This is a genomic window from Nonlabens spongiae (assembly GCF_002117125.1).
Taxonomy (GTDB): Bacteria; Bacteroidota; Bacteroidia; order Flavobacteriales; family Flavobacteriaceae; genus Nonlabens; species Nonlabens spongiae.
The window spans coordinates 795,501-810,123 of record NZ_CP019344.1; the positions used below are offsets into that span (position 1 = coordinate 795,501).

The 14,623-nt window shown below is 40.4% G+C and carries 10 protein-coding genes and 1 pseudogene; 5 read left to right on the top strand and 6 right to left on the bottom strand.

Annotation, left to right across the window (positions count from 1 at the left end; translation table 11 throughout):
- Positions 1-16: 16 nt before the first annotated feature.
- Positions 17-496, bottom strand: a complete 480-nt coding sequence (locus BST97_RS15730; protein ID WP_157111416.1) for a hypothetical protein — start codon at positions 494-496, stop codon at positions 17-19.
- A gap of 512 nt (positions 497-1,008) precedes the next feature.
- Here BST97_RS15730 and gcvP point away from each other — a divergent pair.
- The 5 genes from gcvP (at position 1,009) to BST97_RS03655 (ending at position 9,490) form a co-directional block, all read left to right on the top strand.
- The gene (gcvP, locus tag BST97_RS03635; protein ID WP_085765960.1) at positions 1,009-3,846 is read left to right on the top strand and encodes an aminomethyl-transferring glycine dehydrogenase; all 2,838 of its coding nucleotides are present in this window, start codon (positions 1,009-1,011) and stop codon (positions 3,844-3,846) included.
- A 323-nt stretch (positions 3,847-4,169) separates the two neighbouring features.
- Positions 4,170-5,450 (top strand): ammonium transporter, encoded by a 1,281-nt coding sequence (locus tag BST97_RS03640; RefSeq protein ID WP_085765961.1) that lies wholly within the window; start codon positions 4,170-4,172, stop codon positions 5,448-5,450.
- 178 nt (positions 5,451-5,628) lie between these two features.
- On the top strand, positions 5,629-7,680 hold the full coding sequence (gene ppk1 / locus BST97_RS03645) for a polyphosphate kinase 1 (protein WP_085765962.1): 2,052 nt from the start codon (positions 5,629-5,631) through the stop codon (positions 7,678-7,680).
- Positions 7,681-7,701: 21 nt separating this feature from the next.
- Positions 7,702-8,580 carry a substrate-binding domain-containing protein gene (locus BST97_RS03650; protein WP_085765963.1) on the top strand — a complete coding sequence of 293 codons (879 nt, stop codon included), beginning with the start codon at positions 7,702-7,704 and terminating at the stop codon, positions 8,578-8,580.
- 82 nt (positions 8,581-8,662) lie between these two features.
- Positions 8,663-9,490, top strand: coding sequence for a mechanosensitive ion channel family protein (locus BST97_RS03655; protein ID WP_085765964.1), 828 nt, complete (start codon positions 8,663-8,665; stop codon positions 9,488-9,490).
- A 113-nt stretch (positions 9,491-9,603) separates the two neighbouring features.
- Here the strand turns inward: BST97_RS03655 and BST97_RS16425 are convergent.
- The 5 genes and pseudogenes from BST97_RS16425 to BST97_RS03680 all read right to left on the bottom strand — a co-directional run bounded on the left by BST97_RS16425 (position 9,604) and on the right by BST97_RS03680 (position 14,533).
- Positions 9,604-10,325: pseudogene (locus tag BST97_RS16425) on the bottom strand (IS982 family transposase).
- 470 nt (positions 10,326-10,795) lie between these two features.
- The gene (locus BST97_RS03665) at positions 10,796-12,283 is read right to left on the bottom strand and encodes a hypothetical protein (protein WP_085765966.1); all 1,488 of its coding nucleotides are present in this window, start codon (positions 12,281-12,283) and stop codon (positions 10,796-10,798) included.
- 133 nt (positions 12,284-12,416) lie between these two features.
- Positions 12,417-13,628 carry an acetyl-CoA C-acyltransferase gene (locus BST97_RS03670; protein ID WP_085765967.1) on the bottom strand — a complete coding sequence of 404 codons (1,212 nt, stop codon included), beginning with the start codon at positions 13,626-13,628 and terminating at the stop codon, positions 12,417-12,419.
- 51 nt (positions 13,629-13,679) lie between these two features.
- A complete protein-coding gene (locus BST97_RS03675; protein ID WP_085765968.1) occupies positions 13,680-14,051 on the bottom strand; it encodes a four helix bundle protein in 372 nt (123 codons plus the stop codon).
- Positions 14,052-14,116: 65 nt separating this feature from the next.
- The gene (locus BST97_RS03680) at positions 14,117-14,533 is read right to left on the bottom strand and encodes a PaaI family thioesterase (RefSeq protein WP_211277465.1); all 417 of its coding nucleotides are present in this window, start codon (positions 14,531-14,533) and stop codon (positions 14,117-14,119) included.
- Positions 14,534-14,623 lie beyond the last annotated feature (90 nt).

The window sequence follows — 14,623 nt, forward strand, 5'->3', positions numbered from 1 at the left end:
CTCGCCCTTAAAAGAATTAGGCAAATAATAACAAATTGATAAACCACAAAATAGGAATTCCCTCCACCCAAAAGCTGGCATAATAATCAGATCGCTCGCGGCTGCTGAACCAGATCATGACAGCAGTCAAAAGAAAGAAAACCATGTTGAGAATTGATCCAATTTCGAAATATTGGAATAATAGGATTTCTATAATCAAAGTGATCACGCAAAGAAAAACGCCAAGCAATTTTGATTTTCCAACACCTATCAGTTGGGGAAGAGTCTGCAGATCTTCCTCATCATATTTCAGATCCCTTATTTCAAAGGGAATGCAGAGAGCAAAAACATAGATTAGTACTTGAACGCCTCTAAGAATCAGAATTGCGTATGCATTCCTGCTTTCAACTATCACATGCCATCCAGAAATATGCTGTGCTACCAAAAGCTCAAAAATCCATGGCAGGACAACAATTAAAAGAACCCAAATCACAGAAACCGAGATCAGCTTCACCACGGGAAAGTGCCTTAAACTTTTACCCTTACATATAGGAAACGTATATGAAAAACCGATCAAAGCTATCAAACCTAGTAACACGATCAATTCAGTATTAAGAACTGGTATGATTAGAATGGCGCTCAACAAGCAACATACTATGGTTACTATTGTTGTTAGAATTTTGAATGGAAATGTCTTTCGAGCTAGCCAAAGATGAGCATACTTGGTAACGTTATACCCTACGAGTGTCAGGCAAAATAATATTAAGGGAACACCATAATCTAGGTTGCCTGTAACATTGGAATTCATCAATACCGCCAGACAAACAAGCGCTACGGCTACATGCATACTTGACCGAATGTAGAAATCAAGAATGTTCTTTAAAAATCGCACGAATTCAAAGGTAGTTCCCCATGGTTGATAACTGCCCTAAAAAGGTTGAAAAATAACCCGCAAGCTCTAGCTAATGCTTGTTAGTTTTCCTAACCTAATCGACTACTTTTGCAACCTAAATTAGAGAGCACGCTGTTATGAATACTGATCGTTTTGCCCTGAGACACATAGGCCCTAGAAAGGCAGATCTCCCTGAAATGCTTGAAACCATTGGCGTTTCGTCCATCGACGAGCTGGTTTATGAAACCGTTCCGGATAATATTAGACTCAAGAAGGATTTGGATCTAGATCCAGCCATGAGTGAGTATGATTTCCTGAAACACATCAAGGAGCTAGGCGACAAGAATCAGCAATTCCGTACTTATATAGGTCTTGGTTATAACGCAGCTATCACACCGGCGGTTATACAGCGTAATATTCTCGAGAATCCTGGTTGGTACACGGCCTACACGCCTTATCAAGCTGAGATTGCCCAAGGCCGTCTTGAGGCACTTCTGAACTATCAGACTATGGTGGCAGATCTTACGGGTATGGAGCTCGCAAATGCTTCTCTTCTTGATGAGTCTACTGCAGCTGCTGAGGCGATGACCTTATTGTTTTCTGTAAGAGAGCGCGATCAAAAGAAAAATGAGGTAGTCAAATTTTTTGTGGATCAGGACTGCTTGCCACAAACTAAGGAATTGCTCAAAACCCGTGCTATTCCGCTGGGGATTGATTTGGTTGAGGGCAATCCGCAAGAAATGGATCTCGATGACAGCTATTATGCCGTTTTATTACAATATCCTGGTGCGAGTGGAAATGTGGTTGATTATACCGCTTTCGCGAAAGCGTGCCACAGCAAAAACATACGTATAGCCGTAGCAGCAGATATGCTATCATTAGTACTTCTCGAGGCTCCGGGCCACTGGGGAGCTGATGTAGTTGTTGGGACTACACAACGATTTGGTATACCATTAGGTTATGGTGGACCACATGCTGCCTATTTTGCGACTCGTGAAGAATTCAAAAGACAGATTCCAGGACGTATTATAGGGGTAACCCGCGATATGGATGGAAAACGAGCACTGCGCATGGCGTTGCAGACTCGCGAGCAACACATAAAGAGAGACAAAGCGACGTCAAATATTTGTACGGCCCAGGTACTTCTTGCGGTAATGGCCGGAATGTATGGTGTGTATCACGGGCCTCGTGGTCTCAAATACATCGCCAGCAAGTTGCACCGTCAGACCGCTACCCTAGCTGATGCTATTGAGAAACTAGGTATCTATCAGACAAATGAGAACTATTTTGACACGCTCTCATTTAAAACTGATGCAGCGGCGGTTCACAAAATTGCGGTTCAAAAAGAAATCAATTTTCATTATCCTGATACTGAAACCGTTCAGGTTTCTCTCAACGAGACAGTAAACCTAAAAGACCTTAATGATATTGTAGAAGTCTTTGCAACGGCTTTGGGCAAACCTTTTGAGAAGATTGAAAAACTTATAGATAAGTCTTATCTAGGTACCGGTCGTCAAACCGATTTCATGACTTATGAAGTCTTCAATTCCTATCACTCTGAAACGGAGTTGATGCGTTACATAAAAAAATTGGAGCGCAAGGATCTTGCTTTGAATCAATCCATGATTTCTCTTGGCTCGTGTACCATGAAACTCAACGCTGCGGCTGAAATGCTGCCGCTGAGCAATCCGCAATGGGGAAATATTCACCCATTTGCTCCGGTTGAACAAGCTGCTGGTTACCAAGAAATGTTGAGAAAGCTAGAGCTACAGCTTAATGAAATTACTGGTTTTGCTGGAACGTCCTTACAGCCCAATTCTGGTGCTCAAGGAGAATTTGCCGGCCTTATGGCGATCAGAGCCTACCACATTTCACGTGGTGATGAACACAGAAACATCTGTTTGATTCCGTCGAGTGCGCATGGGACTAATCCTGCAAGTGCGGTGATGGCTGGTATGAAAGTCGTTGTAACAAAAGCATTGGAAAACGGAAACATAGATGTGGAAGATCTGCGTCAAAAAGCCGAAAAACACAAGGATAACCTTGCTGCCCTTATGGTAACCTATCCATCTACGCACGGAGTTTATGAGAGTGAGATCGTTGAGATTACTTCGATCATTCACGACAACGGTGGGCAAGTCTATATGGACGGTGCTAATATGAACGCTCAGGTAGGCTTAACGAATCCAGGTAACATAGGCGCTGATGTTTGTCACTTGAATCTGCATAAGACTTTTGCCATTCCACATGGTGGTGGTGGTCCTGGAGTAGGTCCTATTTGCGTAGCTGAACAATTGGTTCCTTTCCTACCAACAAACCCAGTGATCAAAACAGGTGGTGAGCAAGCGATTACTCCTATAAGTGCAGCTCCTTGGGGAAGTGCCTTGGTGTGTATTATTTCTTACGGCTACATCTGCATGCTGGGAGCAAAAGGCTTGAAGCGATCTACAGAGTATGCGATTGTAAATGCAAACTATATCAAACAAAGATTAGACGGTAGTTTTGACTGCCTGTATACTGGAGAGAAAGGTCGCGCGGCTCACGAGATGATCATCGATTGTAGACCTTTTAAAGCTAAGGGAATCGAAGTTACCGACATCGCCAAGCGATTGATGGATTATGGCTTCCACGCTCCTACAGTAAGTTTTCCAGTTACTGGAACCATGATGATCGAGCCTACAGAATCTGAAAGCAAAGAAGAAATGGACCGTTTTTGTGATGCTATGATCTCCATTAGAAAAGAAATCGAGGCAGCGGATAAAGACGAGCCTAACAATGTTTTGAAAAACAGTCCACATACGTTACAAATGATTACTGCAGATGAGTGGAATTTCCCTTATTCTAGATCTCAAGCGGCGTATCCACTAGACTATGTTCAAGAGAATAAATTCTGGCCTACCGTACGACGCGCTGATGATGCCTTCGGTGATCGTAATTTGATGTGTACTTGTGCGCCTATGGAGGAATATCTATAGAAATTTCCTACGTTACATAACATATTACGAGCTCAAGAATTTATCTTAATACAGGTGATTCTTGAGCTTTTTATTTACCAAAGAATTTTAAGGACCTTAGATCAACTTCTGCGTTATTCTCAATGTAATAGTGAAATAATTATACTTCTTATAACTCCCAATGATTGGCTTTATCTAATTATAAAATACAATCAACTGATAAACAATATTTTAAAATCACCTGTTTACAAATCTAGTTTTTTCGTTTAGAAAAAATTAAGCATTTATCGATGGTGCTTTCCTAGAAATTTCAAATTTGTCTCAAAACCTCTCAAAGACTCAAGATGAAACAGAAATGGAATTTTGTATTGTTGATTGTCGTTGTACTACTCATTTTATTTTTCAGCGGTAGTTATGATTTAGGAGAAGCTCCCGATAGTATTGATACAGGAGATACTGCATGGATGCTGGTGGCTAGCGCCTTTGTACTTTTAATGACACCTGGTCTTGCCTTTTTCTATGGGGGAATGGTTAACCGTAAAAACATCATTTCTACAATGCTACAAAGTTTTGTCGCACTGGGAATTGTAAGCGTGCTGTGGGTGTTTGTTGGTTTTAGCTTGGCCTTTGGCGATAGTCTGGGAGGGATAATCGGTGATCCTCGTACCTATTTTAACTTTAATGGTGTGTCGCTGTCTCCACATCCAGATTTCGGTGCTACCATTCCTTTTTTATTATTTGCTTTTTTTCAACTGAAGTTTGCCATAATCACGCCTGCATTAATTACTGGTAGTTTTGCGGGAAGAATACGCTTTAGAGCGTACATTGTTTTTATCGTTCTTTTTATTCTGCTGATCTATGCTCCCCTTGCCCATATGACTTGGCATCCTGATGGATTGTTGAGAAATTGGGGCGTGCTTGATTTTGCCGGTGGAACCGTCGTACATATGTCAGCAGGGTTTGCAGCTCTTGCTGGTGCGGTATTTTTAGGAAAACGCAAACGAGTTACTCATGAAACCTCAAATATTCCTTATATTATTTTAGGTACAGCGTTGTTGTGGTTTGGGTGGTTTGGTTTCAATGCTGGTTCTGCGCTTGGAGTGAACACTGACACGATTATTGCATTTGCAAATACCAATCTAGCGAGTGCCACCGCTATGATCACCTGGATCTTTTACGATCGCTTTGCGGGTAGAAAAATGAGTGCCCTGGGTGCGTGCATTGGCGCTATAGTAGGATTGGTTGCGATTACTCCCGCCGCTGGTTTTGTGACCTTGGGTCAGAGTATTTTTATAGGTGCCATTGCAGCGCTCATAAGCAACTGGGCGATTCAGATCAAGAACAAATCTGAGCTGGATGATACGCTGGATGTCTTTCCCTCACACGGTGTAGGCGGTGTCGTAGGTATGATCTTGACAGCTGTTTTTGCTGAAGAAGTAGGTCTCATTCACGGTGAAACCGAAACATTCATGTGGCATTTGATCGCATTAGTCCTTGTGGCGCTATTCACCTTTGGGGGTAGTTTGATCTTGTATTGGATCGTCAATAAAATCATTTCCATGCGCGTACGCGAGGATCAAGAGGAGCGCGGTCTGGATGCTTCACAACATGGTGAGGTGTATTAATCTTTAATAACTGGACAGCTTTTTAGTAGAAAGAGGCAAATAATCACTAGCAGGCTGGCTTATTAGAATTACGCTTTCGCGAAAGCGAGAGGAAAAACCACATTTTCTTTACAATTTTGTCTGTAAACTTAACCCTACTTTCACAAGTTGCTGCGGGTAGCCTCTTATTTTTACTTGCGTGAAAGATGAATTCCCATACCGCCATCGCGATATTAACTGGTTAAGCTTTAATGATCGCGTTCTTCAAGAGGCCGCTGATAGATCTAATCCTTTATATGAGAGGCTCAAATTCATAGCTATTTTTTCCAGCAATTTAGACGAGCATTTTAGGGTGCGGGTTTCTCAATTGCGACAGCTTAAAAAGGTCAAGAAAAGCATTCGTAAAAAACTGGCTTTACGACCCAACAAGATCGTGAAAAAGATCCTCAGTAAAGTGCATAGCCAGCAAGAATATTTAGGAGATTTGTTTTTTGGAGAAATAGTGCCTGAGTTAGAATCTCATGGCATCAAACTTCTCGAATTTGATGAGGTATCAAAAAAATACAAAGCCGAGGCTACCGAATATTACGAGAAATACTTAAAGGACCTTGTCACTCCAAAATCTGTAGAGGCCTCAAAATCGAGTGATATACTATTAGAAAATCAGCAGCTGTATTTTATTGTGACCTTTGATCATGAGGACAAGTACGGTGTGGTAAATATTCCCTCTGATCAACATGATAGATTCATCACTTTAAAACAAGAAGATGGTAAACATATCATTGCATTTTTAGATGATATTATCAAACTCAATATAGATAAGATATTTCCCGATGAAACCGTTACGGATAGTTATTCCGTAAAACTTTCCAGAGATGCAGAATTATATCTGGATCAGGAGCTGGGTGAAGATCTCGCAGAGCAGATCTACAATTCCCTGTCTCAACGTGACGTGGGACAAGCCACACGATTTTTGTATGACGAGGCGATGCCTAAATCAGTCAGAAAAAACATAAGAAAAAGTCTTGGCCTCGGTAAAATAGATATGGTTGCTGGTGGAACGTATCACAATTTCAATGATCTTTTTTCATTTCCAGATCCTACAGATAATCCAGAATTACACGACTCAGGTTTTGAGCCTATCAAACATAAGCATCTAGAAAATTCAGATAAAGATTATTTTGAGATCATCTCAGAAAAAGATCAGATCGTGCACTTTCCCTATATGTCGTTTGACTATGTGCAACGCATGATTGATCAGGCAGCGGTAGATGAACACGTTCGTGAAATCAAAATATCGCTTTATCGAGTTGCCAGTGAGAGTGCGCTGACCTCTGCACTCCTCAAAGCCATTGATAATGGTAAAAAGGTAACTGTATTCGTAGAAGCAAAGGCCAGATTTGACGAAGAGAACAACATCGAGTGGGGTCGCAAGTTTGAGGCAAAAGGCGCACGGGTAATTTACAGTTATCCTAAAATAAAGGTTCACAGCAAGGTCATGCTCATCACCCGTGAAGAGAATGAAAAAATTAAGCGATATGCCTACATAGGTACGGGTAACTTTAACGCGCAGACCTCAAAAATTTATTGTGATCACGGGCTTTTTACCGCAGAAAAGAAAATAACAAAAGACCTCTCGAGAGTATTTGACGTGCTCCAAGGGGATTTGATCATACCACGAGCCAAAAAGCTTTTGATAAGCCCCTTCTCTACCCGTCGCACTTTTGAGCATATGATTAGGAATGAGATGGATCTTGTGCGCGATGGTAAGGTGGGAAAAGTCACCGCAAAAATGAATCAGCTGGAGGATCCAGATATGGTTAACTTGCTGTACAGAGCGAGTCAAGCAGGTGTTCAGATCCGGCTCATAGTTAGAGGATTTTCCTGTTTAGTGCCGCAAGTTGAGGGACTGAGCGAGAATATAGAAATTACATCCATTGTAGATACGTATCTTGAGCACGGCAGACTTTACATATTCAATAACGATGGCGATCCTAAAATGTTTATGGGTAGCGCAGACTGGATGAGCCGTAACCTGGACCGTAGAATTGAGGTGCTGGCTCCTATTGAAGATCCAGAAGTTTTTCAAGAACTCGAAGATATTTTAGCCATTCAGTTAAAGGACAATGTAAAAGCCCGTATCCACACGCCCGAAGAAGATAATCCTTTCGTGGAGCCGGAAAATGGAGCTGCAAAAATTCGCTCGCAGCGTGCCATTTACGATTATCTTAAAAACAAGCACACAAATTAAATCCTATAGTACCTTTGTTATATGCAAGAAAACGTGACTATACGCATAGGCGGTGTTCCTGAACATTTTAATCTTCCATGGCATCTGGCTCTTGAAGATGACGCTTTCGCGAAAGCGGGAATAAATTTAGAGTGGCAAGACGTGCCAGAAGGAACCGGTCGCATGAGCAAGCTGCTGAGAGAGAATAAAATTGATGTGGCTTGCATTTTAACCGACGGAATCGTCAAAGATATCATCGCAGGCAATCCATCGCGAATCTTACAAGTGTACGTCTCCAGTCCACTGTTGTGGGGTGTTCATGCGCCAGCAGCCATCGAGGCAGATGATACCAGGCAGTTAGAAGATGCTACGATCGCCATAAGTCGTTATGGTAGCGGCTCCCATCTTATGAGTTATCTACTCGCAAAGAAACACGGCTGGGATACTGATGAGATTGTATTCAAACCTGTAGATACTCTTGATGGCGCTGTAACAGCTCTCAGCAATAACGAGGCTCAGTTGTTTTTATGGGAACGCTATATGACCCAGCCTATAGTTGATAAAGGGATTTTTAAGCGGCTGGAAACTATTGCGACACCTTGGCCCAGTTTTGTAATCGCAGCTACACAAGATTGTATCGCCGAGAAAGAAATGGCGCTTGCCAAAATGATGCAAGTCATCAATAATTACACTGTTGATTTTAAGGAAATTCCCAACATCGATGTTACCATCGCATCGCATTACGACCTTCAAGTGGGTGACGTACAACAATGGCTTATGCGTACAGAGTTTAGCGACGGTCAGCTCTGGGAATCTACCGTAGATATCATTCTTGAGGAATTTCAAAATACGGGTATCATAGATAAAAAAGTCAGAATGGAAGATTTGATTTATGATTTGCCTGCTCTTGACGATGAGTAACTAGCACTTGGATTTTATCAAGTTTTAAACTTCCTCTAACAGAGTTCAAAGTCAGAATTTTAACTTTGCAAAAAACAAAAATATGTTAGAAAATCTCAATGCAGAGACCATCTTAAATGTAATACTGGAATATGGTGTTCCTATAATTAAGGCACTTCTGCTTTATATCATCGGAGGATGGCTCATTAAAAGAGCCGTTAAGATTATAGGTAAGTTGATGGAAAAGCGTGGTTATGAAATCACATTGCAAAAGTTCCTTATCAATATTATCACCTACGGTCTTTGGATCCTACTGCTAGTTGCATTAATCGGAACTCTGGGAATTGAGACCGCAGGTCTTGCTGCCGCCCTAGCTGCTGCTGGTCTAGCCATAGGTCTTGCGTTGCAGGGGTCTTTATCTAATTTTGCTGGTGGAGTCTTATTACTTCTTTTCAAGCCTTTTAAAGTAGGCGATACCATCGAAGCTCAAGGCGTGACCGGAACAGTAAAGGAGATCGATATACTTCAAACTAAAATTCTATTGTTTTCGCGCAAGCTAGCCATCGTGCCTAACGGACCTTTACTCAATGGGAACATCATCAATTTCAATACTGAAGGTATTTTAAGATGTGAGACAACAATTGGTGTGAGCTACGATGCTGATATACCAAAAACTCTAGAGCGATTACGCAAGCTTTGTACAGATCACCCCCTAGTTCTTGAAGATCCAGCTCCTGTTGTTCAGGTAGTTGAAAATGCAGATAGTTCTATCAATATTATCGTGCGGCCATATACGCTTACTGCAGATGTCTGGACGGTCAACTTCTATCTACAAGAAAACTTCGTTTCTGCTCTTGCAGAGATAGGTGTGGAAGTACCATTCCCACAGCGCGTTATTCACCAAGCGGTGAAGCCAGTAGAGGAAAAATAGAATCAATAGGTTATAAAAGAATGAACCCCAATTCTAATTGAATTGGGGTTTCATTTTTTTAAGCTAAGCTGAAGCTTTAAAAGTTGTAATTATATTATAAATAACCCGTTGTGCTAGTAGTTCCATGCATGCCTGATCCTATTTATTGGTCTGTTGTTTTCCCTATTGAACATCTGCAGCATGACAACTGCGGCCAGTTTGCTTGAGACCCTTGTCAGGAAGCCCTTGAAGCTCTTTGCGAGGTTGATCTTGATGTAGAACTGGGAGCATAACTGTGAAAACCTTGTCTCTATAAACTTACGGTTCTTTCTCCTCTCGGGCGAGAATGCGCTTTTGACCAGCTGGTTTTTTCTGGGTGGGGTGAGAAGTTCTATACCGTAGCTTGTGAACAGATCGGCCTGGAGCTCCCTGGATATTTAGCCTCGATCGCCGATGATCTCCCTCTCTTCGCTACCGTCGTACTGCCTTTCCTTCAGGAACTTTATGTCGTGTACGTTTGCTGGGGTCACTGCCATGTCATGGAAGATGCCCTGCATACTCATGAGCAGGTGGAGCTTGTATCCAATGTAGTAGCGGCGGTCAACCGCCGAGTAGCCCTTTCTCGGAGCCGTGCCCAGATCTTCCATACAGATCTTCATGCGGTGCTCCCTGGCATTGTGCACGATGGGACAGGGCATCGAGGCCGCCTCTCCGGTAATGGCGAGTGCCATGACCTCCAGGTCATTCATTTTAGTGTTGACCGGTCGCTTGTTGAAGTTTCCGTCCACCGTGACGGATTGGTAAGATCAATGAGATAGGAAAGGTGTTTTTTGTACATTGCAGGTAGATCGTGCATGGTATCAGAATTACAGATTAGACACCATTAATATACTGAATATCAATAAAATGCACGGTCTTTTTTTGAATCTGTTTTTTAATTTTAACTAGCACAACGGGTTATAAATAAGCATTGTCAATGATTTTAGCATATCCCTGCCCTACTCCTATAAATACATAATAATTATTAGTTCTTAGCGTCTCTTAACACCATTACTGTAGGAATAATAGTCCAAATGAGACTTTAAAAAAAATAGATAATCATGGTTTAAATGAGGTTTATTAGTGGTAATTCAATATTCTTGAGTGGTTTTTTAGAAAAAATCGATGATCCAATTGAAAATTATATTTTTTATTCAATTACAATAATCACAGACCTCTTGACATGTTGAGTTCAACATATCATAAGTAAATCAATTCAAAGAGTTTACAGCTTCAGAAAAGATAGATGCTATATTTTAGGAAATATAGGTTCATAAAAACCTTTTGTTAATTACATGCACAATCTACTGAACTGGTTAAATCACCTGGCATGACGTTACATCCATTCCCCCTACAGGTGAAGTTATCGCTATTCAAATTCATGTTATTAGCTAAGGTGTTCAAGCCACAGAAATCTACGAGACTGTTATTTATAACGATGTTAGCACTTTGTAGATGAGTTAAAAAAGTTAACCCATCTAAATTTTCTAATAAGGAATTGTACCCAATTTGAAGGTTGCCAGACATAGAATTAAGTTGTGGAAAATTGAAATTTAATAATTGATCATTATTCCATAAGCGCATATGTCCTATGCTTGCCAAATTATCAAATGATAAAAAATTCAGTTGCTCATTATCCTCAAATTCAATTCTTCCAATAAAATCTAAGCTGCTATTTTGAAATTCTACTAAATTATAATTATCGTTTATATTTAAAACATTGCAATTCTCGAGGGCTGGAAAACTCAAGGTTTGTAAACCATTATTTTCAATATAAACCACTCTACAATTTACTAATCCCTCGAGAGAAATTTGATTTAAAGCGCTATTACCTAGTAATGAAAAAGTATCAGTGATCTCTGTAACATTATTCAAACCGGAGAGATTGTCTAGATGAGAATTATTGGAGATAAGTAAGTTATTTAATGTGGATATACTTTGAGAAAAACCATCCAATGATGTCATGCTCTGATTATTCCTGATATCAAATCTTTCCAAATGTGTTAACTCTTCTAACCCAGTAAGATTTGTTAGATTATGATTGTTATTGATTTCTAGTGATCTTACCCTGAGCAGTCCCGATAGTCCACTCAATGTATTTACACTAGTATGTCCTAAAACTATCCTGTCAGCAAACTCTAGATTGCTTAGACTCTGAATATCAGACAATACGTTGTTACTTCTCAAGCTTAACATACCATCTATTGAACTTAAGTTTTCTAAACCTCGTAATGATCTAAGATCCGCATTGCTTCTAATAGTTAAATAATTAATTTCCTCCGCTCCTTCGAGCCCAACTAAATTTAGAAGTCTATCATTACCTTCAATATATATCGAATTGAACTCCGTAATACCGCCTAGTGAATTTACATTTGTAAGTTCATCATTAAATTGTATATACAGTACATCTACAGGTGAAGAAACGTTTTCTAGTCCATCCAAATTAACTAAGTCTGTATGCTTAATTGTCAAACTACCTCCAATTGAATTTATTGAGTTTAACGGTGACAAATTTGTTATTCTATTATCTAGAACATCGGTTCCATCAATAATAACTTCCCCATTAATTCTCGTATAATTCTCTTCGCCAAATAAATCAATTTCAAGTTGATTAGTAAGAACTAGGTCATAATCAAAAATATTCTCAATAGGTTCTACTATTGCTTCATCATCAGTGGTGGTATCATCATTATTACTATTAGGTGAGCATGAAAATATAGTCCAAAGAAATAACGATGAAATTAATATTTCAAAAGAAAATATCGGATTTTTCATAATTAGCAGTATTTGCTTAAAAATAAGATAAACCTTAATACTAATGACTTATATATTCTAGATGCTTAAACAAAACTATTTTAACTAAGCTTGCAAGTTGAGCAGGCAAATTAGGTCAGTTCACCTTATTGTCTTAAGATTCACTACTCTCGATTACCATTGCATACCCTTGCCCTACTCCCACGCAAAGTGTTACTAATGCGTAACGCTTTCGCGAAAGCGATAACTCTAAAGCAGCACTGTAAGCTATACGAGCTCCAGTTACTCCTAACGGGTGACCTATTGCGATGGAACCTCCGTTAGGATTGATTCTAGGATCATCATCTGCAAGACCCCAGGCTCTAATACAAGCTAGGGCTTGAGAGGCAAATGCTTCATTTAACTCAATGATATCCATGTCGTCCATAGTCAGTCCAGCTTTCTCCAAGGCTTTATTACTTGCCTCTACCGGACCTATCCCCATAATTCTAGGCTCAACACCCACTACTGCGCTACTTAAAACCTGAGCTAGTGGTTTCAGACCGTATTTCTTGACCGCATCTTCACTGACTATGATTGTGGCAGCTGCTCCATCGTTGAGACCACTGGAATTCCCGGCAGTTACAGAGCCATCTTTTTTGAACGCTGGACGTAGTTTAGCCAGAATCTCTTTGTTCGTAGTAGGTTTTATAAATTCGTCATCCTTAAATACAATCGGATCCTTTTTGCGCTGTGGGATTTCTACAGGTACGATTTCTTTAGAAAGTCTCCCAGATTTCTGAGCAGCAGCGGCTTTATTCTGCGACCACGCGGCAAAAGCATCCTGATCTTCACGAGAAATATCAAATTTCTCTACCAGATTCTCGGCGGTATTTCCCATGCCGTCTACACCATACATGTCTGCCATCTTTTGATTGACAAACCTCCAGCCAAAACTGCTGTCGTACATCTTACTATCGGTTCCAAATGCTGAGCTAGGTTTTGCAATCACTAAGGGCCCACGGGTCATGTTTTCCACTCCGCCAGAGATAAATACATCGCCATCACCTGTTTGAATTGCACGGTGTGCATGTACAATGGCACTCAAGCCAGAACTACAGAGTCGGTTCACCGTTTCTCCTGGAACAGAATAAGGTAATCCAGCCATTAATCCCGCCATGCGGGCCACATTGCGATTATCTTCTCCGGCTTGATTAGCGCAGCCCATAATAACATCGGCATAAGCGTCTTGCGGGATGGAGGGATTTCTCTCTACAACTGTTTTGATCACATGCGCCGCCAGGTCGTCTGGTCTTACCGTTGATAAGGTTCCTTTATAATTTCCTATGGGAGTACGTACTCCATCTATGATGTATGTTTTTTTCATGAAATTTATTTAGGGATTAGTGGATTAGTGGATTAGGGATTAGGGAAAAAATCATTTTCTAGCTAGAACTGTTTTTCTCAAACTAGATAACATTTTAGTGATTTCAGATAGCTGTCGCCTATTCTCTTCATTTTGATCCATCGAAATGTACTTTCTTCTGTATGCTTTAGTTGAAGCTGATACACATTCATTTGCTGAATAGATGGCGTGATTTAAATGCTTGACAAATTGTGCGTCACTACCAGGGTATCCTTCCGCAATATTTAGGGCAATTGAATCAGAAGCTCTTCTAAATTGAGAACTCAAGGCATACAATTCTTTTTTTGGAAACTGTTTAGTCAACCCATCAACTATTTCAGCAAAATCCATCGCTTTGTGATAGACTTGTAGATCCTCAAACTTAAAATGATATACACTTTTCATCTCTCAAAGATACTAATGCCAAATACCTAATACCTAATGCCGGTTACGCTTTCGCGAAAGCGTAATCACTCCCACTCTTCACTTGTTCTATAAACCACTCCCTTAAAAAGTGCCACCAGCTCCTCGCCTCTTTTTACTTCAACGATATTGAATCCAACTTTGGTTTTGGTTTTATCCAGAGTGCATTCGGCGGTAATGTAATCGCCTTTTTCTAAAGCCTCAATATGGTTGATACTGGTTTCAATACTTACGGCATATTTACCATGCGTATTTGAAGTGAAGCCGAACGCCGTATCAGCTAAAGCATAAGTGATACCACCATGAGCCTTTCCCATGCTATTCAACATTTCTGGCCTAATGGTCATTCCCAGCTTTACTCTACCTACTTCAACCGAAATAATCTCTATTCCCAACCAACTTGAATACGGGTCAAGAGAGAGCATTTTGTGTGGAATATCTTTTCCTTTTATAAGTTTACTCATGTGAAAATAGTTGTTGAGTATTTGAGTCTTGTAGTATTTGAGTAGTTATTTTTTGATGAAACTAATCCCTAGTGGTTCATACAACTATGA